This is a genomic window from Methylosinus sp. shoA, assembly GCF_059718125.1.
On sequence record NZ_AP046091.1, the window covers coordinates 2917381 to 2942834 of the forward strand.

Below are 25454 nucleotides of genomic sequence, written 5' to 3' on the forward strand. Positions count from 1 at the left end.
CGAAGCTTGTCGTGATTTTGCGCGCCGATTTGCCTCGCCTGCGATTTGCGCTATCCAATCATCTGTCGACCGATTCGGAGATGATCGCATGCGCAATGGTACGACATCGCGAACCGATGCTGCGCGGCGCGCGCCGTCCGGGCCGGCGCTCGCGCCGGGACTTTTCGCCGAGCGCCGCACCCCGCCGCGTCCGCATAATGTGGGAGAAACCGTCGTGCGCTCGCTCGGCGTCGGCCTCGCCGTCGCCTCCGTCGCTTTCGCCGGCTATATGATCTCCGACACCGAGCGGCGGCCGGAGTTCGCCGGCATCGAGCATCTGTCGATCTACAGCCGGCCCGCGACCCTCGCCGCGCAGCGCGCGCAGACGCAGGTGGCGCAGGCGCAATCGAAGGTCGACTATTCGCCGGTCGGCTCGATCGGCGAAACACGCCAGGAGCCGACCATTCCGGGCTTCCGCCTGCTCGAGGTGCGCGCCGGCGCGGCGCTGCTCGAGACGCCGAACGCGATCGTGCGCGTATCGCCTGGCGACGTCGTCGCGGGGCTCGGGCGCATCACCGCCTTCGAGCGCCGCGGCGACAAATGGGTGCTGGTCACTCCGAGCGGAATCGTCACGGGGAATTAACGCGGGAATCTGGACGCGCGCCCTTCTCCCGCTCGCGGGAGAAGGGCGCGCTATCTCGATGCGTCGGCGCGACGGAGATTCTTCTGCCATGGCGCGCGGGCGACCGCCGCGTCGATCTGCGCATTGAATTCGGCGAGCAGGCGCTCCGCCTGGCGCGCGCCGGACTTCTCGCGGCGATCCGGATGGCAGAGCCAGGCGATCCGACGCCGCAGCGCGCGCAATTCGTTCAACGACCCCTCCGCACGGCGCAGCTCGGCGAGAAACTCCTCTCTGTCGGGCAGGCGCTGATCGCGCTCCTCGCCGCCGCGCGGGGCCGCCGGCCTCGCTTCGGACGAGACGCCATAGACGCGCGAAGCGAGCGCCGCGCGCTCGTCTTCCACCGTCTTCGGCGCCGCCGTGTCGAGACGCGCGAAGACGCCGAGAAGCGAAGCGAGGGCGCCGCCGCCCATACGTTCGGCGGAGCGGGACGCTTCCTCGAGCCGCGTCAGGATCGTCGCGAAATCATTCATGGGCTTCTTCCGCCGCTGTGACGGCGGAAATCATGCCCGCGAAGGAATGAAAGATTGGTTGATCGCGCGGCGTCAGCCCTGTGCGGCGGCCTGCTGCAGACGATCCGCGACCTCGCGGAACGGATCCGCGCTCGGAGGCGATTGCGGCGACTGGCAGAGCGCCTCGTAGAGCTTGGGAACGAGCTGCACCGCCTGATCGAGCTCCGGGTCGCCGCCCTTCTGATAGCCGCCCAGCATGCGCAGATCGCGCGTGTCCTCATAGCGCGACACGAGCGCGCGCAGTTTCTGGACGAGATGCCGCTGCTCGGGGCGCCAGGCGTGATGGGCGAGGCGCGAGATCGACGTCTTGAGGTCGATCGCCGGATAGCGTCCCTGCTCGGCGATGGCGCGGTCGAGCACGATGTGTCCGTCGAGCGTGCCGCGCACGCAGTCGGCGATCGGATCATTATGGTTGTCGCCGTCGACCAGCACGGAGAAGACGCCGGTGATCGTTCCCTTGCCTTCCTCACCCGGCCCGGCGCGCTCGAGCAGGCGCGGAATGTCGGCGAACACGCTCGGCGTATAGCCGTGCGCGACCGGCGGCTCGCCGGCGGCGAGCGCCACCTCGCGCGACGCATGGGCGAAGCGCGTGACCGAATCGACGATGAGCAGCACATTGCGGCCGATGTCGCGGAAATATTCGGCGATCGTCGTCGCCGTGAGCGGCGCGAGACGGCGCATCATCGGGCTCTCGTCGCCGGTCGCGACGACGGTGATCGAATCGCGCGCATGCGCCGTCGACATCGCCTCCTCGAGGAATTCGCGCACCTCGCGGCCGCGCTCGCCGACGAGGCAGACGATCGCGAGATCGAAGCCGGGCGCGCGCGCGAGCATGCCGAGCAGAGTGGATTTGCCGACGCCGGAGCCGGCGAAGACGCCGATTCTCTGGCCCGCGCAGATCGGCGTGAAGCAGTCGACCGCCTTGACGCCGGTGCGCACCGGCGTCGTCACGCGCGCGCGGCGCATGGCGAGCGGCGCGCTCGCGTCGATCTGCAGCGCGACGTCGCCTTCGGCGACGGCGCCGCGATCGTCGACCGGACGCGCGAAGGCGTCGAGCACACGCCCGACCCAATCTTGATGCGGCGCGACCTCGATCGGCCCGGCGCGAAAGGCCGGCGTGTTGAGGCCGATGCGCGCGCGGTCGTCGAAGGATTTGACGATCGCGCCGTCCTTGCCGACCTTCACCACCTGGCCGAGGCGCTCGTCCGCCGGCGAGCCGAAGCGCACGCATTCGCCGAGCTCGACGAAATCGGAGAGGCCGAGGACGCGGCAATGCGAGGCGGAGACCTCGGTGACGAAGCCGGACACGCGCGCGAGATCCTTGCATCGTTGATGGCGCTCGACCGCTTCCCGCAGACGTCGCAGAGAGGACATCAGCCGCCGCCGATCGTGCGAATGGCGTCGCGCTGCGAGCTGTCCAGCAGATCGTTCATCGAGCTCACGCTGTCGAAGGCGCGCGAGGCGGCGATGAGCTTGACCATCTCGCGAACGGGATTGACATTGGCCGCTTCGACGACGCCCTGCTCGACGCCGTTGCGCACGAAGTCGAGCACGGCGGTCGCGGGCTTGTCGGGGATGACGCTGGCGCCGGGGCCGCGCGCCAACTGGGCGTCCGTGTCGATCATGAACAGGCCGAGCGCGCCGATCTGGCGGCCCGCCTGATTGATCATGCCGTCGCGCGAGATCATCGGCGGCCCGGCGGTGGGGTCGAGCACGACCGGCGAATTGCCGGCGTCGAGGATCGGAAAGCCGCCGACCGTCTGCAGATCGCCCGTCTCGGTCATCTTCATGCGGCCGTCGCGCGTATAGGCGACTCCGTCCGGCGTGCGGATGGCGAAGAAGGCGCGGCCGACGACGGCGACATCGAAAGGATCGCCCGTCCGCTGCATGTCGCCCGCCGCGCGTGAGATGTAGTCGCGGCCCGCCGACGCATAGGCCACCGGGTCCGCTCCCGTCTTCGAAACGACGCTCTCGAAGCTGACGCCATTGGCGCGATAGCCCGCCGTCGCGGCGTTGGCGATGTTGTTGGCGATCGTCTCCATGCGCTTGTCGATCGACATCTGCGCGGAGAGCGAGACATAAAAGGCCGATTGCATGTTGCGAGCATTCCGTCGTGGCGAAGCGGCGGCGCGCGCCGCGTCGATATGCTGCAAGAGCTGGCTTGCGTGAGGCTGAAAGGCCCATGTCAGCTTCGCGCAAGCGAATAAACCTAATTCCAATCGTGTAGATTTCCATCGGGAGAGACCGTCGTCATGGGATTTTTCGTCGGCCTGATCATTACGATGGGATGCATGTTCGGCGGCTTCGCCGCGCTCGGCGGACATCTCGTGGTGCTGTGGCAGCCCTGGGAGTTCGTGATCATCATGGGCTCGTCGCTCGGCACCTTCGTCGTCGCCAATCCGACCAAGGTGATCATGGACACCGGCAAGGCGATCGGTCAGGCGATCATGGGCAAGGGCCCCAAGCATCGCGACTATCTCGACGTGCTCGGCCTGCTGCACGCCTTGATGCGCGAATTGCGCAGCAAGCCGCGCAACGAGGTGGAGGCGCATGTCGACAATCCGGCCGAGTCGAAGATTTTCACGGCCTTTCCGAAAGTGCTCGAGAACAAGGAGATGACCGCCTTCATCTGCGACTATTGCCGGTTGTTCATCATCGGCAATGTGCGCACCTTCGAGATCGAGGCGCTGATGGACGAGGAGATCGCGGCGATCCGCTATGATCGCCTGAAGCCCTATCACGCGCTGACCTCGGTCGGCGACGGCCTGCCGGCGCTCGGCATCGTCGCGGCGGTGCTCGGCGTCATCAAGGCGATGGGCGCGCTCGACCAGTCTCCGGAACTGCTCGGCGGCCTCATCGGCGCGGCCATGGTCGGCACTTTCGCCGGCATCTTCGTCTCCTACGGCGTCGTGACGCCGCTCGCTTTCAAGATCAAAGTGGCGCGCAGCAAGGAGTGTCACCTCTACGTCATCATCAAGCAGACGCTCCTCGCCTTCATGAACGGCGCCATGCCGCAGGTGGCCGTGGAGCACGGCCGCAAGTCTATCCCGTCTTACGAGCGTCCGACGATCGACGAGGTCGAGAGCGAGACGCTGTCGAGCGGCGCGGCGGAGGCTGCGTGACATGGGCGCGGTGGATGTCGCCGAAGCGCCTGCGCGGGCCGGTTTCAAGGGCAAGCGCCCGGCGCCCGCCGCGCCGAAGAAAAAGCGCGACGAGGCGCCGGAGCAGCCGGGGCTCGCGGTCAAGGAGCGGCTGCTCGCCGGCGGCGGGCTCTCGCCCGATCGTTTGCCGATGCTGCGCGTCGCGCTGGACGACGCCGCTTCCGCTTTCGAGGAGGCGTTGCGCAGGCTGGGATTTCCCGCGCCTCGGGTGGTGGTGGAGAGCGTCGCCGTCGCGCGCGCGGCCGAGGCGCAGAGCGCGCTCGACGCCTGTACGCTGACGGCGACCTATGGCGGCGCCGAGCCCGATGCGCGCGTCACGCTCGGCGCCGAGCGAAAATTCGTCTTCGCCATGGTCGAGGGACTGTTCGGCGCAGACGGCTCCGAGCCGCTCTACGAAGAGGAGCGCGCGCTCACCGGCGTCGAGGCGCGGCTCGGGCGGCTCGTTCTCGACCGGCTCGCCAATGCGTTGCAGACATCCTTCGTCTCCATCGTCGGCTCCGCGCCGGCGCTCGCCCCCGTCGAGGCGAAGCCGGAGCCGGCGGGCGCCGCGCGTCGCAACGGATCGGCGCTGACCTGCCGTTTTCGACTCGCGGCTTTCGGCGGCGAGAGCGAGGCGATCGCCGCGTTTCCGCAAGGCGTCATCGAGCCGCTGCGCGAGGCGCTGGCCGCCGATCCCGCAGCGACGATCCAATCCGTCGATCCGCTATGGGCGCAGCGGATGAAGGCGCGTGTGACGCAGACCGAGCTGTCGCTCGCCGCGGTGATGGAGCGGCGCGATTTGACGCTCGGCGACATCGCGCGTTTCGAGATCGGTCAGATCGTCGAGCTGCCGGTCTCTCCGACCGGCCTCATCGCGCTCGAATGCGAGGGGCAGACGCTGTTCTGGTGCGAAATCGGCCAGAAGGACGGCGCCTATACCATCCGCATCGCTGAATTCGTCGACAAGGAGCAGGAATTCATCGACGACATGCTCGGCGCATGACCGCGCCGCAGCCCGTCTCGATGGCGCGGCCATCTGGGAGAAATCGAGCATGGAAGGCTCAAAGAGCGAGGAACTCGAGAGATTGATCGGCGGCGGCGCGCGCATGGAGGCCGAAAGCTCGCGCGAGGAGCCGCGGGACGCGATGGAGATCGACTCGCGCAAGCTCGAATCCATTTTGCGCATACCCGTCGTCATGCAGGTCATCGTCGGATCGGTCACCATGCCGGTGTCGAACCTGATGAAGCTCGGGCGCGGCGCGATCGTGCCGCTCGATCAGAAGATCGGCGAGCCGGTCGACGTCGTCGTCAACGGCCGGCTGATCGCGCGCGGCGAGGTGGTGGTGGTCGAGGACGACAATACGCGCTTCGGCGTGTCGCTGACGGAAATCATCGAGCCGCGGAACGCCGAAAGGCGCGTGTGACGGCGGCGAAGGGCTGCGATGACGAGCGCAATGACCACAGAGCCGACACGTGTGCTCAACGGCCCTGAAAAGGTCGCCGCGCTGCTGCTGTCCGTCGACAAATTCGTCGCGCAGCGCGTGCTGAAGCATTTCGATCAGAGCGAGCTGCGGCAGATCACCAAATTCGCCGCCGGCCTCGGCTCGGTGCCGGCGAGCGCGATCGAGCCGCTGATCGAGGAGTTCATGAACGAGCTCGCGAGCGGCGGCGGCGATCTGCGCGGCACGGCGGGCGAGGCGGAGCAGCTCATCACCGGCGTCGTGCCGCCCGATCAGGTCGCGGAGATCATGTCCGAGGTGCGCGGCAGCCCCAATGGGCTCGTCTGGGAGCGCGTCGGCGGAGCGCCCGAAGGCGCCTTCACCGAATTCGTCGCCAAGGAGCACCCGCAGACTGCGGCGCTGATGCTCTCCCGCGTCGACCCCGGACGCGCGGCCAAGACGCTCGGCGCCCTGCCGCTGCCGCTGCGCGACGAGATCGTGCGCCGCATGCTGGCGACGCGCAACGTCGCCGACGAGACGTTGCGCCTGCTCGAAACCGTGCTGCAGGTCGAGCTCCTGCAGAACGCCGAGCTCACGGCTTCGGCCGCCAAGAATGCGAAGCTCGCCTCGATCATCAACAAGATGGAGCGTGAGCAGGCGGAGGGCGCGCTCCGCAGCCTCTCGGAGCGGCGGCCGCGTGACGCCGAGGCGCTGAAGAGCATGCTGTTCACCTTCGAGGATGTGACGCGCCTCAATGTCCGCGCGCGCATGATTCTGTTCGACACCGTGCCGACCGATCGCGTCGTGCTGGCGCTGCGCGGAGCGGATGTGGACATCCGCGACTTCATCCTGGCGGCGCTCTCCTCGCGCATGCGCCGCATGGTGGAGAGCGAATTGGCGACGGGGGCCTCGCCGCCGCGCCGCGACATTCTGGAGGCGCGCCGCTTCATCGCCGATACGGTGTTGAAGCTCGCCGAGCAGGGCAAGATCGATCTGTCGAGCCCGGCGGAGAGCGAGGCCGAGTGAGCGCGACCGCGCCATGAGCGACTCGGAAGACCACGAGTCGCGAACAGAAGAAGCCACCGAGAAGAAGATTCTCGACGCGCTGGAGCAGGGCAAGACCCCCGTCTCGCGCGATGTGGCCGTCGCCACGCTGTTTCTCGGATTTCTGCTCTGCATGAGCTTCGTCGTCCAGACGGTCGGCCCGCGGCTCGCCCTGGCGATGGAGCTGATGCTCTCGAACGTCGGCCAGTTCTCGCTCGCCAATGGCGCCGACGCCTTCACGCAGTCGCGCGCCGTCGCCGAAGAGGTCGGCCGATTCCTCGCGCCGACCCTGACCATCTTCATGGTCGCGGGACTCCTCGCCGCCGCGATGCAGGGCGCGCCGCGGCTCGTCTTCAAGCGCATCGAGCCCGATGTCTCGCGCATCTCGCCACAGCAGGGGCTGAAGCGCATTTTCGGCTTGTCCGGACTGGTCGAGCTGCTGAAGGCGATCGCCAAGATCGCCGTCATCGGCGGCGCGGTCGTCTTCTCGCTCACCGTCGACCGCGACCTGATCATCGACGCGATGCGGATGGAGCCGGCGCATCTGCCGTCGCTGCTGCTGAAGCTCCTGATTCGGCTGACGAGCGTCGTGTGCATTCCGGTCGTGCTGATCGCGCTCGCCGATCTCGCCTGGACCAAATTCAAATGGCGGCAGGACATGCGCATGAGCCGGCAGGAATTGAAGGAGGAGCTCAAGCAGTCGGAAGGCGACCCGTTCGTCAAGGCGCGCCTGCGCTCTCTCGCGCTCGAGCGCTCGCGCAGGCGCATGATGGCGCAGGTGCCGCGCGCGACGCTCGTGATCGCCAATCCGACTCACTATGCGATCGCGCTGCGCTATGTGCGCGTCGAGGGCGGCGCGCCGCTCGTCGTCGCCAAAGGCAAGGACCTCGTCGCCCTCAAGATCAGGGAGATCGCCGAGGCGCACGGCGTGCCGGTGCTCGAGCGTCCCGAGCTCGCGCGCGCGATGTATAATCATATCGATGTCGATCAGATGATTCCGCCCGAATTCTACCGTCCCGTCGCGGAGCTCATCCACTTCCTGCACAACGCCGGCGGGTCCGCCGCGCGATGACGCGCGGCGTCCTCCAGCCTGACGCAAGACGCGACACGTAGGACAGACGGCGAAGGATCATGCGAGGTCCCATGGTCGAGCCTGTCTATCTCTTCGATCTCGTCGAGCGCCAGCGCAGTTATCTCACGGCGCGGCAGGCGCTCGTCGCGCAGAATGTCGCCAACGCCAACTCTCCGGGCTATCGCGCCGTCGACCTCGCGCCTTTCGCCAAGGTTCTGGACGAGAGCGCGCTGCAGCTGACGGAAACGAACAGCCTGCATGTCCAGACCGCGGCCTTCGATCCGCAATCCGCTTCGCCGAAGGAGCGAACCGCCTGGGAGACGACCGTCTCGGGCAATTCGGTCAGCCTCGAGCAGGAGATGATCAAGGCCGGCGAGATTCGCGGCGCCTTCTCGGTCGACACCAGCATTCTGAAGGCCTTCCACGGAATGTGGATGGCGACGTTGAAGGGATAGCGAGATGGATCCGCTCCAGGCCTCGATGAAGATCGCCGGCTCCGGCCTCTCGGCGCAATCGGCGCGTCTGCGCGTCGTCGCGGAAAACATGGCCAATGCGCAATCGACCGCCAAATCCGCCGGCGGCGCTCCTTATTCGCGCAAGACGATCAGCTTTCAGAGCGAGCTCGACCGCGCCTCGGGCGCGTCGCTCGTCCAGGTCGGCGCCATCGGCGTCGACCGCGCGCCTTTCCGCGTCGAGCACGATCCGGGCAATCCCGCCGCCGACGCCGACGGCAATGTGAAGTATCCGAACGTCAATCTGCTGACCGAAGTCGCGGACATGCGCGAGGCCAATCGCTCCTACGAGGCCAATCTGCAGGTGATGAAGCAGACGCGCGAACTGTTCGCGATGACGATCGATCTGTTGAAGGGAAGTCAATGATTCCGCTCGCTCCTTCCATCGTCTCCTCCGTCGCGGCCGATCTCGGCGTCTCGGCGCTCCAGGGCGTCACGGGCAAGTCCACGCTCACGCCGAAAATCGAGGGCCCGTCCTTCTCCGAAGTGCTGGGCCGGCTGACGACGGATGTCGTCGACACGTTGAGATCGAGCGAAGCGACCTCGATCGCCGCGGTGCAGGGCAAGGCCTCGGTGCAGCAGGTCGTCGATCAGGTGATGGCCGCCGAGCGCACGCTGCAGACCGCGATCGCCGTGCGCGACAAGGCGGTCGGCGCCTATCAGGAAATCAGCCGAATGACGATCTGAGAAGGATTCGTGAGATCATGAGAGCTCTTGCGATCGCCGCGACGGGCATGAACGCCCAGCAGCAGAATATCGAAGTCATCTCCAACAACATCGCCAACATCAACACGACGGCGTTCAAGCGCTCGCGCGCCGAGTTCACCGATCTGCTGTATCAGGCGGATCGTCTCCAGGGCGTTTCCAACCGCGGCCGCGACGCCACCATTCCCGAGGGCGCGCAGACCGGCCTCGGCGTGCGTCTCACGTCCATCCGCAGCCTGCAGACGCAGGACCCGCTCGCGCACACGGGCAATCAGCTCGATCTCGCGCTCAACGGCCGCGGCTGGTTCCAGATCACCGGGCCCGACAGCGAGACGCTCTATACGCGCTCCGGCTCCTTCAGCACCAACGCCAATGGGCAATTGGTGACGGGCGACGGCTATCTGGTGACGCCGGCGATCGTCATTCCGAACAATGCGGTCAGCATCACGGTCAGCCAGTCGGGCGTCGTCTCTGCGCTCATCGGCGGCCAGACGCAGCCGCAGCAGCTCGGGCAATTGACCATCGCCAATTTCGCCAATGAAGCGGGTCTCGAGGCGCTCGGCGGGAATCTGTTCCGCCAGACGCTGGCCTCGGGCGCGCCGGTCGTCGGCGTGCCGGGCGATCCGGGCTATGGCGTCGTCAGCCAATATTATCTCGAGAGCTCCAATGTCGATCCCGTGAAGGAACTCGTCAATCTGATCTCGGCGCAGCGCGCCTTCGAACTCAACTCCAAGGTCATCCAGGCCGTCGACGAGATGGCCGGCACCGTCTCGAAGGGCATCAGATGATGCGCGCGCTCGCGATTGTCATCGTCGCGGGCGTCGCCGGCGCGGCCGCGGCCGGCGCGCAGGAGCGCGTCCTGCCGACGCCGCGCTCGGTCATCTATCCGGGAGAGGTGATCCGCGAATCGATGATCGGCGAGCGCTCCTTCGGCGGCGGGGCGGAGGGCGCGGTCGTCGATTCGAAGAACGCCCTCATCGGCAAGATCGCGCGGCGCACGCTCCTGCCCGATCGGCCGATCCCCGTCTTCGCCGTCGATTCGCCCAAGGTCATCGTGGTCAATGCGCAGGTGAAGATCGTGTTCGAGGAGGCGGGGCTGGTGATCGTCGCTTACGGCGCGGCGCTGCAGGCGGGGGGCGTCGGCGACCTCGTTCGCGTGCGCAATCAGGACAGCGGCCTCGTCGTCACCGGCCGCGTGCAGGCCGACGGCTCGGTGCGGGTGAGCGAGGGATGATGCGTCGTCTCGCCGTCGTCGTCCTTCTGCTGTTCGCCGGCGCGCCGGCGCTCGCCGCCGTCCGCATCAAGGACATCGCCTCGGTGCGCGGGCTGAGGGAGTATCAGCTCGTCGGCTATGGACTGGTCGTCGGCCTGCAGGGCACCGGCGACACGCTGCGCAACGCGCCGTTCACCGAGCAATCGGTGTCGTCCATGCTCGACCGAATGGGCGTCAACGTGCGCAATATTTCGCTGCGCACGCGCAATCTCGCGGCGGTGATGGTGACCGCTTCGCTTCCGCCTTTCGTCGGCTGGGGATCGACGATCGACGTGACCGTGTCGGCGATGGGCGACGCCACGTCGCTGATGGGCGGCACCTTGATCCTCACGACGCTCACCGGCGTCGACGGCAATGTCTATGGGATCGCCCAGGGTCCGATCGCGGTCTCCGGCTTCGCCGTCTCCGGCCAGAACGAATCGCTGACGCATGGCGTCGCGACCGTCGGGCGCGTGCCCAATGGCGCGACGATCGAGCGCGAGCCGCCGCGGCCTTCGTCGGACAATGGCGCGCTGGTGCTCGAGCTGCGCAATCCCGATTTCCAGACGGCGGTGCGCGTCGCCGACGCCATCAACCATTTCACGCGGGAGCGCTACGGCCAGCGCCTCGCGCGCGAGCGCGACAATCGCAGCATAGCGGTGAGCGGCGCGCCCAATATCGGCGCGACGCGGCTGCTCGCCGAAATCGGCGAATTGCGGGTCGATCCGACGACTCCGGCGCGCGTCGTCATCGACGAGCGCACCGGCACGGTGGTGATCGGCCAGGATGTGCAGATCCTGCCGGTGGCCGTCACGCAGGGCGGGCTCACCGTGCGCATCAACGAGACGCCGGAAGTGTCGCAGCCGGCGCCCTTCTCCAACGGGCGGACGACCGTGACCACGCAGACGCGCATCACCGCGACGGAGCAGGTCGGGCAGGTCGGAACGCTCGAGGGAACGACGCTGAAGTCGCTCGTGCGCGGCCTCAATCAGATCGGCTTGAAGCCGACCGGAATCATCTCGATATTGCAGGCGATCAAGACCGCGGGCGCGCTGCAGGCCGATCTCGTCATCCAGTGATCGCCGCCGCCGCCGGCCATCCGAGCCGTCATCGCGAGAAACATAGCGACGAAGCGATCCAGGCCGTGGGGCGGCCCGGATCGCTTCGCTTCGCTCGTGATGACGGCCGCACGCGGCGCGGCTTCCCCTCTCTGACGAACCGGGCTAAAAGCCCTCTTTCGCGATCCCCGGTCGACCGGCCCGCGGAGCGAACGGGGTTCGTCTCGGCCGGAGACGCTTTTTTCGGAGTCTCCATGCGTCCGAGCAAACGCGCGCCAGACGAAATGCGTCCCGTCAGCTTCGAGAGAGGCGTCGCCCGCTACGCCGAGGGCTCGTGCCTCGTGAAATTCGGCAATACGCATGTTCTGTGCGCGGCCACGCTCGAGGACAAGCCGCCGCCGTGGCTGCGCGGCCAGGGGCGTGGCTGGGTGACCGCCGAATACGCCATGCTGCCGCGCGCGACCCATACGCGCACGCGCCGCGAATCGAGCTCGGGCAAGCCGTCCGGACGCACTCAGGAAATTCAGCGCCTCATCGGCCGCTCGCTGCGCGCCGTCACCCATCTGCCGGCGCTCGGAGAGCGGCAGGTCGTCGTCGACTGCGACGTTCTGCAGGCGGACGGCGGCACGCGCACCGCGGCGATCTCGGGCGCCTGGCTCGCGCTGCACGATTGTTTCCAATGGATGCGCTCGCGTTCGGTCATCAAGGAGAATCCCCTCCGCGATCATGTCGCCGCGGTTTCCTGCGGGGTCTGCGACGGCGGCCCGGTGATCGATCTCGACTATGACGAGGATTCGACCGCGAAGACCGACGCCAATTTCGTCATCACCGGCGCGGGCGGCCTCGTCGAGGTGCAGGCGACGGCGGAGGCGGCGGCATTTTCCGAGACCGATCTCTCGGCCATGCTGTCGCTGGCGCGCGCCGGCGTCGAGAAGCTCATCGAAATGCAGAAAACGGCGCTCGCGTGAGCGCGCGCAAGGTCGAGGGACGCCTCGTCGTCGCGACGCATAATCCCGGCAAGCTCTGGGAGTTGCGGCAATTGCTGGAGCCGCACGGCGTCGACGCCGTCTCGGCCGGCGAGCTCGGCGCGCCGGAGCCGGAGGAGACGGAGACGACTTTCGCCGGCAACGCGCTGCTGAAGGCGCGCGCGGCGGCGGCCGTCACGAATTTGCCGGCTTTCGCCGACGATTCCGGGCTGTGCGTCGACGCGCTGGGCGGGGCGCCGGGCGTCTATTCGGCGCGCTGGGGCGGCGAGAACCGCGATTTTGCCGCCGCCATCCGCAGGGTCGAGCGCGAGCTCGCCGAGCGCGGGGCGACGGCGCCCTTCTCGGCGCATTTCGTCTGCGCGCTGGCGGTGGCCTGGCCCGACGGGCATGTCGAGCAATTCGAGGGACGGGTGGACGGCGTATTGGTTTTCCCGCCGCGTGGGGAAAAAGGTTTCGGCTATGATCCGATCTTCCTGCCCGACGGGCTCGACCGCACTTTCGGCGAAATGATGTCGGCGGAAAAGCACGCCCTCCCGGGCGACGGTTCGCACGCGCTCTCGCATCGCGCGCGCGCGTTTCAGGCGCTGGCGCGGGCGTGTCTCGCCCGAGCGGCTATTTCACCTTGAATTCGACGCGTCGGTTCTCGGCGCGCGCCGCGGGCGTATCGCTGTCGGCGATGGGCTTCTCGTCGCCGAGGCCTGCGCTCACGAGACGTTCGCGCGCCACGCCCATGTGGCCGAGATAATCGGCGACCGCGCGCGCGCGGCGCAGCGACAGCCGGCGGTTCTTCTCCGCCGTCCCGAGCGCGTCGGCGTAGCCCCTGATCTCGAGAGCCGCCTGCGGGCATTGCTTCAGCAATTCGGCGAGGCGCACGAGCAACTTCTGGGAATCGGCGCTAAGAGTGGCGCTCGCCTGCGCGAAGCGGATGGTCGCGGCGGCGGCGAGCGTGGCGAGCGCGCCTTCGCACGAGGGCGGCTCGGCGGGCTGCGCCGCGGGCGGCTCGGACGCCCGGGTCGCGACGGAAGGTAGGGTGGGGTCGCGCGGCGCGCTCCACACCAGTGATTCGGGCGGCGCGCCGCGCGCCGCCTCGGCCATCGCGGGGCCGGCGCGGGCCTTGCTCGCGGCGCGGGAATCCGCTGCGCTGCGGCGTTCTTGCGAGGCTGGGCCGGCGGCCTGCCCGGCGAGCGCCGCCTGCCGCTTTTTCTCCCATTCGGCGAGCGCCGCTCTGCCCTCGGCTGCGCGCGTCTCCTCTTCGGCGAGCTTACGCTCGCGCAGCGCGACGGCTGGCGGCGACAGCGCGTCGACGGTCCAGACCGAGCGCACGCGGCCGGTCCGAGCGAGCCGCGCGGCGGCTGCGGCGCGGCCGGGCGTGTCGCTGGGCAGGAACACGTCGCGGCCGCTGACCTCGAAATTCAACGGATCGCCGCCCTCGCGCGCGAGCAGCGAGCCGAGCCCATGGCGCAGATCCGCTTCGAGGCTGCGCGCCGCTTCCAGATTGGCCGCGGCGCAGATCACGGCGAGCGCGCCGGCGCCCATGCGCCACACGAGGCGGTCACGTGCGATCGGCCCGAACCCGGCCGCGGTCGCGCCGAATCCGGCCAGAAAGGCGGCGAGCAGGAGCAGCGCGCCGTCGAAGTAGAGCGTGACGCGCCCGAGCGTCACTTGCGCGACGGCGACCGCGAGGCAGAGCCAGACGGCGATGGTATGATCGCTGTGGCGGAGCAGACCGGTCGCCTCGGCCGACTGGGATCGGCTGCCGAAGGCGACGAGCGCGCCGACGAGAAAGGCGATCGCGGCGAAAACGCCGTAATGAGCCAGGAGTTCGATCATCCTCGGGAATCGTCGGCGGGCATCCGGGGGCGCGACGAAAGGAAGCCGTCGCCGGCGCGCTCGGGCAATTAACGCCGCCCGCGTCGGTTTCAAGCGCGCGGCGCGGCCGCGGCCCTCGGCGAATCGGCGCGTCTTCGTGGAAGGAGGCGATCCGCGCTACTAGCGGATTCTACTTAGTCAAGATCCCTCGAAGCCGCCTTGATCCGTGGTATGATGTACTGTGAATCGGCCATATTCGAGCGGTCCGTTTCAACATCGCGAGTTTCTAGACAGTGGAATTTCTGACATCTCCATGAACCGACATTGTAGCGCTGCGAAGGTCGCCGTCGCGCCGACGGCCGCTGATCGCGAAACAGCGAGGCCGTCCGGAATCGAAGGAATCGACCACCTTTTCTGGGGTGCGCATCTCTGCCAATTCTATCGAGACGACAGCGAGTTGCTCGAGATTCTCGTGCCTTACTTCGCGGCGGGCCTCGCGGCCGGCGAATTTTGCATGTGGATCACCTCCGAGAGGATCGGCGCGTCCCGGGCCGAGCTGGCGCTGCGCACGGCCGCGCCGGAGCTTCCGCGGCTCATCGAGCGAGGGCAGATCGAGATTCTCGACTATCGCGACTGGTACAAGATCGCCGGCCGTTTCGACGCCGGCCGCGTCTGCCGCGCCTGGTCGGTCCGATATGCGAGGGCTCTGGCGCGCGGTTTCGAAGGCATGCGCGTCTCGGGCGACGCGTCCTGGGTGACCGACGACGAATGGGATGATTTTCTCCATTACGAAGCGCAGGTCGATCCGATGATACGCGCGTCGCGCATGATCGCGCTCTGCACTTATCCGTTCGCCGACCGCGCCACGACGAAAACCTGCGACGTGCTGGGCGCGCATGAACTGACGCTGGTGAGGCGCGGCGGAGGATGGCGGGCGGTCGAGAACGATCGAAGCGGGCGCGCCGAGCAGGCGGTTCGCCAGAGCGAAGCGCGGCTGCGCGCGACGATCGAAAGCGTCACCGACGGCATCGTCACGGTCGACGAGGACGGCGTGGTGATGTCGGCCAATCCGGCCGCCGAGGCGATGTTCGGCTACGGCCTCGGGGAGCTTCCCGGCGAGAATATCGGCCTGCTGCTCGGGCGCGGCGCGCGCGAGCGTCGGCCGCGCGATCTCCTGGCGATCGTGGATCGCGGCTATTTCCGCAAGCGACGCGAATTGAAAGGGCGTCGCCGGGACGGCTCGACGGTGGCGGTCGAATGCGCGATCAGCGAGATCGGCTCCGATCATCCCTTCCGCTTGTTCGCCGTCTGCCTGCAGGATCTGACCGAGCGTCGGCGCACCGAGGCCCGCATCCGGCGGCTGCACAGCGATCGGCTGCTGGCGATGGGGGGCGTCGCGCGCACGCTGGCGCATGAGATCAACCAGCCGCTGACCGCGACCGCCGCTTATCTGAAGGCCGCCAAGCGCATCGTCTCCAAGGGCGGCGAGAACCGATCGAGAGAGGCCGAGGAGGCGCTGGACCGCGCATGCGAGCAGGTGTTGCGGGCGGGCGACATCGTCCGGCGCATCCGCGAATGCATCGCCCATCGCGAGCCGGACAAGACCTGCGAGCGTCTCCATCGCCTGATCGCGAAGGTCTGCGCGCGCACGGCCCCCCGCGCGCACGGCGCGGGCGTCGAGGTCATCGTCGATCTGCGCGCGCAAGCCGATCTCGTCATCGCGGACGCAGGGCAGATCGAGCAGGTCATGGCCAATCTGATCGGCAATGCGATCGAGGCGCTGCAGGCGGCGGAGGCGCGTCGGCTCTCGATCGCGACCGTGACCTCCGCGGCCGGGATGATCCGCGTCGACGTCGCCGACAGCGGGCCGGGGCTGTCCGAGGCGGCGCGAACGCATCTCTTCGAGCCCTTCGCGACCACCAAGCCGCGCGGTCTCGGCGTCGGCCTGTCGCTGTCGCGCTCCATCGTCGAGGCGCATTATGGTCGGATTTGGGCGGAGCCCAATGAGGGCGGCGGGACCGTGTTCCGCTTCACACTGCCGCTCGCGGAGTGAGGCGCGCGAGCGCCGCCATGCAGCGTGACCTTCTCGGCCCGCCGTGGCATAAAGGCCCCATGGCTGCGACGATTCGAAACGCGTTCGACCCGGGCTTCGGCGTCTATGTGCATTGGCCGTTCTGCCTGTCGAAATGCCCCTATTGCGACTTCAACAGCCACGTCCGCAAGGGCGAGGTCGACGAAGATCGCTTCATCGACGCCTTTCGCGCGGAGATCCGTCACCGGGCCACGCTCGCGCCGGGACGCGAGACGCGCTCGGTTTTCTTCGGCGGCGGCACGCCCTCGCTGATGTCCGCTTCGACGGTCGAGGCCATATTGCGCGAGATCGCCGATTACTGGCCGCTCGCCCCCGACGTCGAGGTCACGCTCGAGGCCAATCCCACCAGCGTCGAGGCCTCGCGTTTCCGCAGCTTCAAGGCGGCAGGCGTCAATCGCGTTTCGCTCGGCGTGCAGGCGCTCAACGACATCGAGCTGCGCGCGCTCGGCCGTCAGCATACGGTGGCCGAGGCGCTGGCGGCGCTCGACGTCGCCAATAAGGTTTTCGAGCGCGCCTCCTTCGATCTCATCTATGCGCGCCCGCAGCAGACGCCCGCCGCCTGGCGCAAGGAGCTCGAGCTCGCGCTCGCCCGCGTGACCGAGCACATCTCGCTCTATCAGCTGACGATCGAGCCCGAGACCATGTTCGAGCGCATGTACGAGGCCGGCAAGCTCGACCTTCCCGACACAGATACGCAGCGCGCACTGTGGGACGTGACGCAGGAAATGACGGCGCGCGCCGGCCTTCCGGCCTATGAGGTCTCCAATCACGCGCGTCCGGGCGGCGAGTGCCGGCACAATCTCGTCTATTGGCGCTATGGCGAATATGCGGGCGTGGGCCCCGGCGCGCACGGGCGGCTAATCACGCCGCGCGGCCGCAGAGCGCAGGCGGCCGAGCGCCACCCGGAAATGTGGCTCACTGTCGTCGAATCGGAGGGCCATGGGCTCGTCGAGGACGAATTGCTCTCCGCCGAGCAGGAGGGCGACGAGTTCCTGCTGATGGGCCTGCGCCTGCGCGAAGGCATCGACCCGGGCCGCTTTTTCGCCCTCACCGGCAAGAAGCTGTCGCAATCGCGCGTCGCCGAGCTCGTCGGGGACGGGCTGGTGGAGCTGACGCGCGACAATCGGCTGCGCGTCAGCTCGCAGGGCTTTCCGGTGCTCGACGCGGTGGTCGCCGATCTCGCCGCGTGAGTGCAAGCCTGAAGGCTCATTCCACCGATATGCGCCGCTGAGGCGCTCCCTTCTCCGCTCTGGCGGGAGAAGGTGGCCCGGCGAAGCCGGGTCGGATGAGGGAGCCGCCGGCCATGCGCGGTCGTCACGAACGTCAGATTGTTGAATTCCCGACAGTTTCATGCAGGGTCAGCGACCCTCGCTGACGCGAGGGCCACCTTCTCTCCCACAAGTGGGAGAAGGGACGCGCGTCGAGGGTCGGCGAATGAAGCTAACGCGCCACCCGATATTCGTCGGCGAGGCCGCCGCGCAGCAAAGTGACGATCTTCTCCTGCCCCCCGCGCGCGAACCATCTGGCGTGGCAGATCTGCGGGCCACACAGCACTTCGGGAAAGCGATAGAGCGGCTTGCCGGATGCGACCTTGAGGCCGAAATTCGCGTCCGGCGTCCAGCCGTCGGAGAGCAGCGAGCGGCGAAAGGCGGAATAGGGCGGCAGATGCGAAATATCGGCGTCCTCCTGCGCGAGCGATGCGCGCGGGACGACGAGGCAGGCAAGGCCGATCAGCGCGGTGCGGGCGGCGGCGCGTAGGGCGGTCATCAATCCATCTCCCGGTCGGTCGGGAGGAATATCTACCTCGGCTCGAGCCGGGATCCCACCGCTTTTTGCGCGTCACCAGGGCAGCGCGCCCTCGCCGCGCGCGAGCGCTTCGGCCTGCGCCGTGAAGGCGCCGTCCGCTTCGTGCAGCACGAGCGGCGGCAGCAGCGCGAGCGGCGCTCTCGAGCCTTTCACGCCGCGCAGGAGAACGCGAATCGCCGGCTCCCCGGCGCGCGGGGCGACCGGCAGAATGCGCAGGGCGCCGAGCCGCGCGCCGAGGCTCGCGAGGCAGTCCGCCAGCGCGTCGGCGCGATGAATCACTGCCAGTTCGCCGCCGGGCCGCAGCAGAGCGAGGCACGCGCGCAGCCAGGGCTCGAGCCCGCCCGCGGCGACATGGGCGAGCGCGCGGCGCGCATCGGGCGAGACGCGCGAGCGGGCGGGATCGAGAAACGGCGGATTGGTGAGGACGAGATCGGCGGCCTCTTCGAGGAGGCCCGCCGCGCGGCGGGAGGGGGCCGAGAGCAAATCGGCTTCGTGGACGCTCACGCGCGCCGCGAGCGTGTTGTCCAGTATGTTCTCGCGGGCGAGCGCCACGGCCTCTGGATCGATCTCGATCAGCGAGACTTGCGCCGCGGGCGCGCGCAGCGCCGCGGAGAGGCCGACGGCCCCGGTCCCGGCGCCGGCGTCGATCACATGGCCGTGCGCCTCGACCGTCGCCGCCGCGGCGAGCAGGACGGCGTCCGTTCCCGCCCGATGGCCGCGCGAGGTTTGCCGCAGACGCAGCCGTCCCGCGAGGAAACTCTCGCTCGTCGGCGCGCGCTGCTCCGAGCTCGGCGGAACATTCATCGGCCGGTAGACGTTCATCACCCACGAAAATGTCACAGAGCCGTCGGCCCGACAAGCATTCGAGCAGGAGAACCGATATGACATCGACCCGCGACATGATTCGGATCGTCGCCGCAGCATGCGTTTTGTCTGCTGCTTCGGGCGTCGTCGCGCCGGCTCCGGCGGACGCGCAGCCGGCGAGGCGACTCTCCTGCGAGCAGCTCTGGCGCCAGCGCAATGCGATTTACGCGCGCGCAGGACATTGCTTCAGCACCGATCGCGGGCGTGCATCCTTCGGCGAGGGATGTTTTCCGCCCTATGGCCGGCTGAGCGGCGCGGCGAGCCGCGAGGTACAGCGGCTTCAGCGGCTCGAGCGCATGAACGGCTGTTGACGGGCTTCTCCGGCATGGCTCGACCGGCCTTCGTTCGAGCCTTGTTGCGACGGTGACGCGCGTCTGTCTCGATTTGGAACGGCAAATCCGGATCGGCGCTGATGGTGACACGCGGCGGCCGCGCCCCCATCCCGGCTTGCCGCCCGCGCTCCAAGGTCTTAAGTTCCCACCGCATTCGCAAAGAGCAGGCGAGGGGGCTACGTGGGTATCGTCATTCCACTGGAAGAAAGAGAAGAGAAAGCCGCCGGCCTCGACAGTCTGCTCGCGCTCATCGGTCCCGATCTGCAGCGCGTCAACCAGTTGATCCTGCAGCGAACCGGGTCGGACGTCACGACGATCCCGGAAGTCGCGAACCATCTCATCTCGGCGGGCGGCAAGCGGCTGCGGCCGATGCTGGTGCTGGCGACCGCCGGCATGTGCGGCTATCGCGGCGACGGCCACATCAAATTCGCCGCCGGCATCGAGTTCATGCACACGGCCACTCTGCTGCACGACGACGTCGTCGACGAGAGCGACATGCGCCGCGGCAAGATCGCGGCGCGCATGCTGTGGGGCAACGAGACCTGCGTGCTGGTCGGCGACTTCCTGCTCGGCCACGCCTTCAAGATGATGGTCGAGCCCGGCGTGCTGCCCTGCCTCACCGTCGTCTCGCAGGCGGCGGCGGTCATCGCCGAGGGCGAGATCCTGCAGCTCAACTCGGCCAAGGACACGCAGACGACCGAGGACGCCTATATGGCGGTGATCCGCTCCAAGACGGCGGAGCTGTTCGCGGCGGCGGCGGAGGTCGGACCCATGCTCGCCGGCCGCTCCAAGGGCGACGAGGCGGCCTGCCGCAGCTACGGCATGAATCTCGGGATCGCTTTCCAGCTCATCGACGACGCGCTCGATTACGGCGGCCAGTCGGCCAAGCTCGGCAAGAATGTCGGAGACGATTTCCGCGAGGGCAAGATCACTCTGCCTGTGGTGCTCGCCTTCCGGCGGGGCGCCGAGAGCGAGCGCGACTTCTGGCGGCGCACGCTGGAGAAGGGCGAGATCGTCGACGGAGACGTCGAAAAGGCCTGCGCCTTGATGAAGAAGCACGATGCGCTGAAGGACACGGTCGAGCGCGCGAGCCATTATGGCGCCATAGCGCGCGACGCGCTGGAGATTTTCCCCGCGTCGCCGTGGAAATCCGCGCTGCTCGAGGTCGTCGAGTTCTGCGTGCAGCGCGCCTATTGACGTTTCGAGCCCCGCGATCGGTGAAGGGTGGGGCGTTCTCGAGACCGTGGCGCGGGGGACGAACCCTCATCCGACCCGCTTCGCGGGCCACCTTCTCCCGCGAGCGGGAGAAGGGAGAGCCCTTTTCGGCGAGGCGTCGCAGGGAGCGCTCGTCGTCAGCGGGATTCGACGCCCCCGCGCTCCTCGTGGTCGTGATGTCCCCAGTGATGCATGTGACCACGGGCGATCTTGTGCAAGAGCAGGGCGAAGCGGCGCTTCTGCGCGTCGTCGAGGCTGTCGTAGAGGGGCTTCGCCGCATCGGCGAGCTTTTCCGCCTCGGCGGAGCGGGCGGCGAGCGCCTTGGAGCGGAAATGCAGGCCTTCGATGACGCTGCGATGCTCCTGCAGGTTCTTGAACTTCTCCTTCGCCTCGGCGAAACGCGCCTCGCGCGCCTTGCCGATCTCGCGCAGCGCCGTCTCGACGGCGGGCCAGTTCTTTTCCTGCGCGGGAGTGAGCTTCAGGCCCGCTTTCAGCGCCGCGATCTTGGCGTCGGCGAAGGCGGCTTGGTCTTCGGCCGATATCTCGTGATGGCGATCGGGCTCGGCGAAGGCGACGAAGGAGAGGGCGGGGAACGCCAGCGCGATCGCCGTGGCCGTAACGAGAAGATGCTTCTTCATGGTTGTCACCGGATTGTTGAGGAGACGCCGACAAATTTCGTTCGCCGACGTCGAAAATCAACTTAATGTTTGGCAATCTCCCGTGCGAGAAACATTGCATTTATTTAATTTCTCGAAATAGACGCGAGGCGACGCTCTAGACTTGTTCTCCACACATGCCGGGAGCCCGAATATGGCAAGCGTGTTCCGAGCCATTCGCATCGACGAGGACGAGGCCGGCTATCGCGCCGCCTATGCCGAACTGAGCGAGGCCGACCTGATGGACGGCGACGTCGATGTCGCCGTCACGCACAGCACGGTGAATTACAAGGACGGCCTCGCCGTCACCGGCAAGGCGCCGGTGGTGCGCCGCTTTCCGATGATTCCGGGCGTCGATTTCGCCGGCCGTGTCATGCGCTCGGCGCATCCCGATTTTCGCGAGGGAGACGCGGTGATCGCCGGCGGCTGCGGGCTCGGCGAGGTTCATTTCGGCGGCTTTTCCGAGCGCGCGCGCGTCAGCGGGGACTGGCTCGTGCCCCTGCCGGAGGGGCTGACGGCGGAGCAGGCGATGGCGATCGGCAGCGCCGGCTATACGGCCATGCTCTGTGTGCTCGCGCTGGAGCGGCACGGGCTCGAGCCCGCCCGTGGGCCCGTGGTCGTCACGGGCGCCGCCGGCGGCGTCGGCTCGGTCGCCGTGGCGCTTCTGGCGGCGCTCGGATGGCATGTCGTCGCATCGACTGGACGTCCCGAGGAGAATGCCTATCTGAAATCTCTGGGCGCCGCCGAGATCATCGATCGCGCCGAATTGTCCGCGCCGGGCAAGCCGCTGCAAAAGCAGCTGTTCGCCGCGGGCGTCGATACGGTCGGCTCGATCACGCTCGCCAATGTTCTGGCCCACACCATGTGGGACGGCGCGGTGGCGGCCTGCGGCAATGCGCAAGGCATGGAGCTGCCGGCGACGGTCGCGCCATTCATCCTGCGCGGCGTGTCGCTCATCGGCGTCGAGAGCGTGCGTCCTTGCATACCCCTGCGCCGCAGAGCGTGGGAGCGGCTCGCGCGCGATCTCGACAAGGGTACGCTCGCGGCGATGACCGAGACGGCGCCTTTCGACGAGGCGCTGGAGCGGGCCCGATCGATCGTCGCGGGGAAAATTCGTGGCCGGCTGGTGATCGAGATCGGCTGAGCAGGAGGCGGAAGCCGGCTTTCCGACCAAATCCTGCCGAACGAGAAACTTCGAGAGAACGTGCGCCGGCGCACGTCTGCTCGCAACACCGCGTGACGGGGGAAATATGAGCGGAGCTTTCACGAAAGAACAGGACGACGACGAACTGCGCGAGGAATTGCCGGATCGTCCGATCAGCCCGCATCGCAATCTCGTCACGCCCGAGGGCCTCGCGCAGATCGAGGCCGAACTCGCGCGCCTGCAGGCCGAGCTCGACGCCGCGCAGCAGAGCGACGACAAGCACGCCATCGCGCGCGTGACGCGGGATCTGCGCTATTGGAGCGCGCGCCGCGCAAGCGCCGAACTCATTCATCCGATCGCCGATGTGGGGCAGGTGCGCTTCGGCCATCGGGTCGTCGTCGAGGACGAGACCGGCAAGCGGCGGAGCTATCGTCTGGTCGGCGAGGACGAGGCCGATCCGTCGAAGGGCCTCATTCCCTATGTCGCGCCCCTCGCCAAGGCGCTCTTGGGCAAGAGCGTCGGAGAGAGCGCCGAGGTCGGGAGCCACAGCTCCCGCATCGTCGAGATCGCTTGACGCATCGGCGAATGCGCGCAGGAGGCCGTCATTGCGAGCGAAGCAATCCAGAGCCGCGGGGCGGGGGCTGGATTGCTTCGTCGCTTCGCTCCTCGCAAACGACTGCTCAGAGGGCCGCGCGGTTCGGCTGAAGTCTCACGCCGCCTTCTTCACGGCCGGCTTGGCTTGCGGCTTGGCGGCGGGCTTCTCGGCCGCGGCCGGCGCGGCGGCCTCTTTCGGCGCCTCCGGCTTGGGCTTGGACTCGGCCCTGGCGGCGATCTTGGCGGGCTTGGCTTTCGCCGTCTCGGGCTCGGCTTCGGCCTTGACGGGCTTGGCCGGCGCGGCGCCCTTCTTCAGGCGCTTCTTGATCGAGGCCCAGAGGTCGCGCATCTCCTGCGCGGCGACTCCGTCGGGATGGAGCTCGCTGACGCCGAGGCCGAGGCGCGCCGCCTCCTGATAGTCGACGCGGGAGGAGACGAGCGGCGTCAGCAGCGCGCCCATCGCCTGCAGCATCTGCACGCCCTGATCGACGCGCGAATTCTGCTGGGCCGGCGGGCATTGATTGAGCAGGAAGGCGTAGTCCTTCTTCTTGTCCTTGATGCTCGCGCGGGTGAGTTCGCTCGCCCAGAGATCGAAGACATTGGGACGCGCCGGAATGATGCAGAGATCGGCGGCGCGGATGGCGGCGTCGGAATTCTCCGAATCGGCGCCGGGCGCGTCGATGACGACGAGCGTGACGCCTTTCTTCTCCAGCGCGGCGAGCGCCTTGCCGAGCTTGACGGGGGGCACGTGCTCGACCGGCACATCCGCAGCCTCGCGGGCCTGCGACCATTTGACCAGCGATTGCAGCGGATCCAAATCAATGATGAAAACGCGCTCTCCCGCCCTGCGGGCGGCGACGGCGATGCTGCTTGCGAGCGTGCTCTTTCCGGCTCCGCCCTTTTGCGTGACGAATGCGATAGTGCGCATGCGAGTTGACCTGTGTTGAAAAGTTGGGCTCCTACGCCGCCAGGGACGCCACGCAACACAAGGGAGGATCGTGAAATTTTAACGCTTCCTCTTACTCTGCGAAAGGTTAATCCCGAGTTAATCCGGCCCCACCATGGTTAAGGTTCCGCAAAGGGGCGGGCGGCCGCTCGGCATCGGCGCCGCCCGCAAAGGCAGGACGCGCCGTTCGGCGGATGTCCTATAATGAGCGCCATGGCCGACCTCTTCTCCGCCGCTTCGCTCGACCGCGACACGCCCCATCCGCTCGCCGACCGGCTGCGGCCGCAGCGGCTCGACGAAGTGGCGGGCCAGGAATGCCTGCTCGGCCCGGACGGCGCGCTGACGCGGATGATTCGCTCGGGCTCGATCGGCTCGCTGATCTTCTGGGGTCCCCCCGGCACGGGCAAGACGACGGTCGCGCGTTTGCTCGCCCACGAGACCAATCTCGCCTTCGTCCAGATCTCCGCCATCTTCACCGGCGTCGCCGATCTGAAGAAGGCCTTCGAGACAGCGCGCGCCCGTCGCGCCGCCGGGCAGGGGACGCTGCTGTTCGTCGACGAGATTCATCGCTTCAACCGCGCCCAGCAGGATTCTTTCCTGCCGGTGATGGAGGACGGCTCCGTCACGCTGATCGGCGCGACGACGGAAAATCCTTCGTTCGAGCTCAACGCCGCCCTTCTGTCCCGCGCCCGCGTGCTCCTGTTCGAGCGGCTCGGCGCGGAGGCGATCGAGAAGCTCCTCGCGCGGGCCGAGCAGACCGAGAACCGGCCGCTGCCGCTCGACGCGGATGCGCGCGCGGCGCTCGTCGCCATGGCCGACGGCGACGGACGCGCCGCTCTCACTCTCGCCGAGGATATTTGGCGCGCGGCGGCCGCGGGCGAAATCTTCGACCGCGCGCGGCTCGCCGAGGTCGTGCAGCGGCGCGCCCCGCTCTACGACAAGGCGCAGGAAGGGCATTACAATCTCATCAGCGCGCTGCACAAATGCGTGCGCGGCTCCGATCCGGACGCGGCGCTCTATTATTTCGCGCGCATGCTCGACGCCGGCGAGGACCCGCTGTTCCTGGCGCGGCGCATCGTGCGCATGGCGGTGGAGGACATAGGGCTCGCCGATCCGCAGGCGCTCGTCGTCGCCAACGCCGCCAAGGACGCCTATGATTTTCTCGGCAGCCCCGAGGGCGAGCTGGCGCTCGCAGAGGCGGTGATCTATGTCGCCTCGGCGCCCAAGTCCAACGCCGCCTATTCGGCCTATAAGGCGGCGCGTCGCGTCGCGGCGGAGGCTGGCTCGCTCATGCCCCCCAAGATCATCCTCAATGCGCCGACACGGCTGATGAAGGAGGAGGGATACGGCGAGGGCTATCGCTACGACCACGACGAGCCCGATGCCTTCTCCGGCCAGGACTATTGGCCGGAGCAACTCGGCCGCAGGAGTTTCTACCGGCCGGTCGAGCGGGGCTTCGAGCGCGAGATCGCCAAGCGTCTCGACTATTGGGAGCGGCTGCGTCGTGAGCGGCGGAAAGCATGAAATGTGGCCCGGCGTTAGCCGGGTCGGATGAGGGCGGCTGCGATTCTCGGAATCGCATGAGATCACTGGCGCTGGGGTCGTTCCCTCATCCGAC

At 67.9% G+C, this 25454-nt stretch carries 29 protein-coding genes; 21 read left to right on the forward strand and 8 right to left on the reverse strand.

The genetic code is table 11. The annotated features are described in order from the left end of the window. Nucleotides 1–88: 88 nt before the first annotated feature. The gene (locus AC6IW9_RS13240) at nucleotides 89–622 is read left to right on the forward strand and encodes a hypothetical protein (RefSeq protein ID WP_497764217.1); all 534 of its coding nucleotides are present in this window, start codon (nucleotides 89–91) and stop codon (nucleotides 620–622) included. A 50-nt stretch (nucleotides 623–672) separates the two neighbouring features. Here the strand turns inward: AC6IW9_RS13240 and AC6IW9_RS13245 are convergent, their stop codons facing one another. The 3 genes from AC6IW9_RS13245 to flgF form a co-directional block, all read right to left on the reverse strand. Further along, nucleotides 673–1131 carry a hypothetical protein gene (locus AC6IW9_RS13245; protein WP_497764219.1) on the reverse strand — a complete coding sequence of 153 codons (459 nt, stop codon included), beginning with the start codon at nucleotides 1129–1131 and terminating at the stop codon, nucleotides 673–675. 72 nt (nucleotides 1132–1203) lie between these two features. After that, nucleotides 1204–2544, reverse strand: coding sequence for a flagellar protein export ATPase FliI (gene fliI / locus AC6IW9_RS13250; protein WP_497764221.1), 1341 nt, complete (start codon nucleotides 2542–2544; stop codon nucleotides 1204–1206). Next, nucleotides 2544–3266 carry a flagellar basal-body rod protein FlgF gene (flgF, locus tag AC6IW9_RS13255; protein ID WP_497764222.1) on the reverse strand — a complete coding sequence of 241 codons (723 nt, stop codon included), beginning with the start codon at nucleotides 3264–3266 and terminating at the stop codon, nucleotides 2544–2546. The genes fliI and flgF overlap by 1 nt, the downstream gene beginning before the upstream one ends. Before the next feature lie 156 nt (nucleotides 3267–3422). Between flgF and motA the strand changes: the two genes are divergently transcribed. The 13 genes from motA (at nucleotide 3423) to rdgB (ending at nucleotide 13004) form a co-directional block, all read left to right on the forward strand. Further along, nucleotides 3423–4292, forward strand: coding sequence for a flagellar motor stator protein MotA (gene motA / locus AC6IW9_RS13260; RefSeq protein WP_497764224.1), 870 nt, complete (start codon nucleotides 3423–3425; stop codon nucleotides 4290–4292). 1 nt (nucleotide 4293) lies between these two features. Further along, nucleotides 4294–5313, forward strand: coding sequence for a FliM/FliN family flagellar motor switch protein (locus AC6IW9_RS13265; protein WP_497764226.1), 1020 nt, complete (start codon nucleotides 4294–4296; stop codon nucleotides 5311–5313). A 142-nt stretch (nucleotides 5314–5455) separates the two neighbouring features. Then, a complete protein-coding gene (gene fliN / locus AC6IW9_RS13270) occupies nucleotides 5456–5734 on the forward strand; it encodes a flagellar motor switch protein FliN (RefSeq protein WP_497772517.1) in 279 nt (92 codons plus the stop codon). A gap of 30 nt (nucleotides 5735–5764) precedes the next feature. Next, the gene (locus AC6IW9_RS13275; protein ID WP_497764227.1) at nucleotides 5765–6775 is read left to right on the forward strand and encodes a flagellar motor switch protein FliG; all 1011 of its coding nucleotides are present in this window, start codon (nucleotides 5765–5767) and stop codon (nucleotides 6773–6775) included. A gap of 13 nt (nucleotides 6776–6788) precedes the next feature. After that, nucleotides 6789–7865, forward strand: a complete 1077-nt coding sequence (gene flhB / locus AC6IW9_RS13280) for a flagellar biosynthesis protein FlhB (RefSeq protein WP_497764228.1) — start codon at nucleotides 6789–6791, stop codon at nucleotides 7863–7865. 71 nt (nucleotides 7866–7936) lie between these two features. Continuing rightward, entirely contained in the window at nucleotides 7937–8320 is a 384-nt protein-coding gene (flgB, locus tag AC6IW9_RS13285; protein ID WP_497764230.1) for a flagellar basal body rod protein FlgB, read from the forward strand. 4 nt (nucleotides 8321–8324) lie between these two features. After that, nucleotides 8325–8744, forward strand: coding sequence for a flagellar basal body rod protein FlgC (gene flgC / locus AC6IW9_RS13290; protein ID WP_497764232.1), 420 nt, complete (start codon nucleotides 8325–8327; stop codon nucleotides 8742–8744). Continuing rightward, nucleotides 8741–9064: a flagellar hook-basal body complex protein FliE gene (gene fliE, locus AC6IW9_RS13295; RefSeq protein WP_497764233.1), complete on the forward strand. Its 324-nt coding sequence runs from the start codon at nucleotides 8741–8743 to the stop codon at nucleotides 9062–9064. Before flgC ends, fliE begins: the two co-directional genes overlap by 4 nt. Nucleotides 9065–9081: 17 nt before the next feature. Further along, nucleotides 9082–9870, forward strand: a complete 789-nt coding sequence (gene flgG, locus AC6IW9_RS13300) for a flagellar basal-body rod protein FlgG (protein WP_497764235.1) — start codon at nucleotides 9082–9084, stop codon at nucleotides 9868–9870. Beyond that, complete coding sequence (gene flgA, locus AC6IW9_RS13305; RefSeq protein WP_497764237.1) at nucleotides 9867–10316, forward strand: flagellar basal body P-ring formation chaperone FlgA; 450 nt, start codon at nucleotides 9867–9869, stop codon at nucleotides 10314–10316. Before flgG ends, flgA begins: the two co-directional genes overlap by 4 nt. After that, nucleotides 10313–11413: a flagellar basal body P-ring protein FlgI gene (gene flgI, locus AC6IW9_RS13310; RefSeq protein ID WP_497764238.1), complete on the forward strand. Its 1101-nt coding sequence runs from the start codon at nucleotides 10313–10315 to the stop codon at nucleotides 11411–11413. The genes flgA and flgI overlap by 4 nt, the downstream gene beginning before the upstream one ends. A gap of 233 nt (nucleotides 11414–11646) precedes the next feature. Beyond that, the gene (gene rph / locus AC6IW9_RS13315; protein ID WP_497764240.1) at nucleotides 11647–12360 is read left to right on the forward strand and encodes a ribonuclease PH; all 714 of its coding nucleotides are present in this window, start codon (nucleotides 11647–11649) and stop codon (nucleotides 12358–12360) included. Next, nucleotides 12357–13004 (forward strand): RdgB/HAM1 family non-canonical purine NTP pyrophosphatase, encoded by a 648-nt coding sequence (rdgB, locus tag AC6IW9_RS13320; RefSeq protein WP_497764241.1) that lies wholly within the window; start codon nucleotides 12357–12359, stop codon nucleotides 13002–13004. Before rph ends, rdgB begins: the two co-directional genes overlap by 4 nt. On the opposite strand, the gene AC6IW9_RS13325 is transcribed toward rdgB, so the two are convergent. Then, the gene (locus AC6IW9_RS13325; protein WP_497764242.1) at nucleotides 12991–14208 is read right to left on the reverse strand and encodes an OmpA family protein; all 1218 of its coding nucleotides are present in this window, start codon (nucleotides 14206–14208) and stop codon (nucleotides 12991–12993) included. The genes rdgB and AC6IW9_RS13325 overlap by 14 nt on opposite strands. A gap of 292 nt (nucleotides 14209–14500) precedes the next feature. Here AC6IW9_RS13325 and AC6IW9_RS13330 point away from each other — a divergent pair, with 292 nt between their 5' ends. Together AC6IW9_RS13330 and hemW are read left to right on the forward strand one after the other, a co-directional pair. Next, nucleotides 14501–16240 (forward strand): MEDS domain-containing protein, encoded by a 1740-nt coding sequence (locus AC6IW9_RS13330; RefSeq protein ID WP_497764244.1) that lies wholly within the window; start codon nucleotides 14501–14503, stop codon nucleotides 16238–16240. Between the two features lie 59 nt (nucleotides 16241–16299). After that, complete coding sequence (hemW, locus tag AC6IW9_RS13335; protein ID WP_497772518.1) at nucleotides 16300–17469, forward strand: radical SAM family heme chaperone HemW; 1170 nt, start codon at nucleotides 16300–16302, stop codon at nucleotides 17467–17469. 250 nt (nucleotides 17470–17719) lie between these two features. Here the strand turns inward: hemW and AC6IW9_RS13340 are convergent, their stop codons facing one another. Together AC6IW9_RS13340 and AC6IW9_RS13345 are read right to left on the reverse strand one after the other, a co-directional pair. Next, nucleotides 17720–18046, reverse strand: a complete 327-nt coding sequence (locus AC6IW9_RS13340) for a hypothetical protein (protein ID WP_497764246.1) — start codon at nucleotides 18044–18046, stop codon at nucleotides 17720–17722. A gap of 72 nt (nucleotides 18047–18118) precedes the next feature. Further along, the gene (locus AC6IW9_RS13345) at nucleotides 18119–18889 is read right to left on the reverse strand and encodes a tRNA1(Val) (adenine(37)-N6)-methyltransferase (RefSeq protein ID WP_497772519.1); all 771 of its coding nucleotides are present in this window, start codon (nucleotides 18887–18889) and stop codon (nucleotides 18119–18121) included. A 77-nt stretch (nucleotides 18890–18966) separates the two neighbouring features. Between AC6IW9_RS13345 and AC6IW9_RS13350 the strand changes: the two genes are divergently transcribed. Together AC6IW9_RS13350 and AC6IW9_RS13355 are read left to right on the forward strand one after the other, a co-directional pair. Beyond that, nucleotides 18967–19260 (forward strand): YARHG domain-containing protein, encoded by a 294-nt coding sequence (locus AC6IW9_RS13350; protein WP_497764249.1) that lies wholly within the window; start codon nucleotides 18967–18969, stop codon nucleotides 19258–19260. 201 nt (nucleotides 19261–19461) lie between these two features. Beyond that, on the forward strand, nucleotides 19462–20478 hold the full coding sequence (locus AC6IW9_RS13355; protein WP_497764251.1) for a polyprenyl synthetase family protein: 1017 nt from the start codon (nucleotides 19462–19464) through the stop codon (nucleotides 20476–20478). A gap of 155 nt (nucleotides 20479–20633) precedes the next feature. On the opposite strand, the gene AC6IW9_RS13360 is transcribed toward AC6IW9_RS13355, so the two are convergent. After that, the gene (locus tag AC6IW9_RS13360) at nucleotides 20634–21134 is read right to left on the reverse strand and encodes a Spy/CpxP family protein refolding chaperone (RefSeq protein WP_497764253.1); all 501 of its coding nucleotides are present in this window, start codon (nucleotides 21132–21134) and stop codon (nucleotides 20634–20636) included. Nucleotides 21135–21306: 172 nt separating this feature from the next. Here AC6IW9_RS13360 and acuI point away from each other — a divergent pair, with 172 nt between their 5' ends. Both acuI and greA read left to right on the forward strand, forming a co-directional pair. Further along, nucleotides 21307–22296 (forward strand): acrylyl-CoA reductase (NADPH), encoded by a 990-nt coding sequence (acuI, locus tag AC6IW9_RS13365; RefSeq protein ID WP_497764254.1) that lies wholly within the window; start codon nucleotides 21307–21309, stop codon nucleotides 22294–22296. 106 nt (nucleotides 22297–22402) lie between these two features. Further along, the gene (gene greA / locus AC6IW9_RS13370; RefSeq protein WP_497764255.1) at nucleotides 22403–22870 is read left to right on the forward strand and encodes a transcription elongation factor GreA; all 468 of its coding nucleotides are present in this window, start codon (nucleotides 22403–22405) and stop codon (nucleotides 22868–22870) included. Nucleotides 22871–23005: 135 nt separating this feature from the next. On the opposite strand, the gene AC6IW9_RS13375 is transcribed toward greA, so the two are convergent. Continuing rightward, nucleotides 23006–23818, reverse strand: a complete 813-nt coding sequence (locus AC6IW9_RS13375) for a division plane positioning ATPase MipZ (RefSeq protein WP_497764256.1) — start codon at nucleotides 23816–23818, stop codon at nucleotides 23006–23008. A 231-nt stretch (nucleotides 23819–24049) separates the two neighbouring features. Here AC6IW9_RS13375 and AC6IW9_RS13380 point away from each other — a divergent pair, with 231 nt between their 5' ends. Then, nucleotides 24050–25360 carry a replication-associated recombination protein A gene (locus tag AC6IW9_RS13380; RefSeq protein WP_497772520.1) on the forward strand — a complete coding sequence of 437 codons (1311 nt, stop codon included), beginning with the start codon at nucleotides 24050–24052 and terminating at the stop codon, nucleotides 25358–25360. Nucleotides 25361–25454: the final 94 nt, after the last annotated feature.

What these genes read in the sequence shown, in the direction of transcription:
- AC6IW9_RS13375 (WP_497764256.1), bottom strand. Translation starts at nt 23,818, where the DNA reads ATGCGCACTATCGCATTCGTCACGCAAAAGGGCGGAGCCGGAAAGAGC.
- AC6IW9_RS13360 (WP_497764253.1), bottom strand. Translation starts at nt 21,134, where the DNA reads ATGAAGAAGCATCTTCTCGTTACGGCCACGGCGATCGCGCTGGCGTTC.
- AC6IW9_RS13245 (WP_497764219.1), bottom strand. Translation starts at nt 1,131, where the DNA reads ATGAATGATTTCGCGACGATCCTGACGCGGCTCGAGGAAGCGTCCCGC.
- AC6IW9_RS13380 (WP_497772520.1), top strand. Translation starts at nt 24,050, where the DNA reads ATGGCCGACCTCTTCTCCGCCGCTTCGCTCGACCGCGACACGCCCCAT.
- flgI (WP_497764238.1), top strand. Translation starts at nt 10,313, where the DNA reads ATGATGCGTCGTCTCGCCGTCGTCGTCCTTCTGCTGTTCGCCGGCGCG.
- fliN (WP_497772517.1), top strand. Translation starts at nt 5,456, where the DNA reads ATGGAGATCGACTCGCGCAAGCTCGAATCCATTTTGCGCATACCCGTC.
- rph (WP_497764240.1), top strand. Translation starts at nt 11,647, where the DNA reads ATGCGTCCGAGCAAACGCGCGCCAGACGAAATGCGTCCCGTCAGCTTC.
- AC6IW9_RS13340 (WP_497764246.1), bottom strand. Translation starts at nt 18,046, where the DNA reads ATGACCGCCCTACGCGCCGCCGCCCGCACCGCGCTGATCGGCCTTGCC.
- acuI (WP_497764254.1), top strand. Translation starts at nt 21,307, where the DNA reads ATGGCAAGCGTGTTCCGAGCCATTCGCATCGACGAGGACGAGGCCGGC.
- AC6IW9_RS13325 (WP_497764242.1), bottom strand. Translation starts at nt 14,208, where the DNA reads ATGATCGAACTCCTGGCTCATTACGGCGTTTTCGCCGCGATCGCCTTT.
- flgB (WP_497764230.1), top strand. Translation starts at nt 7,937, where the DNA reads ATGGTCGAGCCTGTCTATCTCTTCGATCTCGTCGAGCGCCAGCGCAGT.
- fliE (WP_497764233.1), top strand. Translation starts at nt 8,741, where the DNA reads ATGATTCCGCTCGCTCCTTCCATCGTCTCCTCCGTCGCGGCCGATCTC.
- flgF (WP_497764222.1), bottom strand. Translation starts at nt 3,266, where the DNA reads ATGCAATCGGCCTTTTATGTCTCGCTCTCCGCGCAGATGTCGATCGAC.
- flgC (WP_497764232.1), top strand. Translation starts at nt 8,325, where the DNA reads ATGGATCCGCTCCAGGCCTCGATGAAGATCGCCGGCTCCGGCCTCTCG.
- flgG (WP_497764235.1), top strand. Translation starts at nt 9,082, where the DNA reads ATGAGAGCTCTTGCGATCGCCGCGACGGGCATGAACGCCCAGCAGCAG.
- AC6IW9_RS13345 (WP_497772519.1), bottom strand. Translation starts at nt 18,889, where the DNA reads ATGAATGTTCCGCCGAGCTCGGAGCAGCGCGCGCCGACGAGCGAGAGT.
- flgA (WP_497764237.1), top strand. Translation starts at nt 9,867, where the DNA reads ATGATGCGCGCGCTCGCGATTGTCATCGTCGCGGGCGTCGCCGGCGCG.
- AC6IW9_RS13275 (WP_497764227.1), top strand. Translation starts at nt 5,765, where the DNA reads ATGACCACAGAGCCGACACGTGTGCTCAACGGCCCTGAAAAGGTCGCC.
- AC6IW9_RS13240 (WP_497764217.1), top strand. Translation starts at nt 89, where the DNA reads ATGCGCAATGGTACGACATCGCGAACCGATGCTGCGCGGCGCGCGCCG.
- motA (WP_497764224.1), top strand. Translation starts at nt 3,423, where the DNA reads ATGGGATTTTTCGTCGGCCTGATCATTACGATGGGATGCATGTTCGGC.
- hemW (WP_497772518.1), top strand. Translation starts at nt 16,300, where the DNA reads ATGGCTGCGACGATTCGAAACGCGTTCGACCCGGGCTTCGGCGTCTAT.
- AC6IW9_RS13265 (WP_497764226.1), top strand. Translation starts at nt 4,294, where the DNA reads ATGGGCGCGGTGGATGTCGCCGAAGCGCCTGCGCGGGCCGGTTTCAAG.
- greA (WP_497764255.1), top strand. Translation starts at nt 22,403, where the DNA reads ATGAGCGGAGCTTTCACGAAAGAACAGGACGACGACGAACTGCGCGAG.
- AC6IW9_RS13330 (WP_497764244.1), top strand. Translation starts at nt 14,501, where the DNA reads ATGAACCGACATTGTAGCGCTGCGAAGGTCGCCGTCGCGCCGACGGCC.
- flhB (WP_497764228.1), top strand. Translation starts at nt 6,789, where the DNA reads ATGAGCGACTCGGAAGACCACGAGTCGCGAACAGAAGAAGCCACCGAG.
- fliI (WP_497764221.1), bottom strand. Translation starts at nt 2,544, where the DNA reads ATGTCCTCTCTGCGACGTCTGCGGGAAGCGGTCGAGCGCCATCAACGA.
- AC6IW9_RS13350 (WP_497764249.1), top strand. Translation starts at nt 18,967, where the DNA reads ATGACATCGACCCGCGACATGATTCGGATCGTCGCCGCAGCATGCGTT.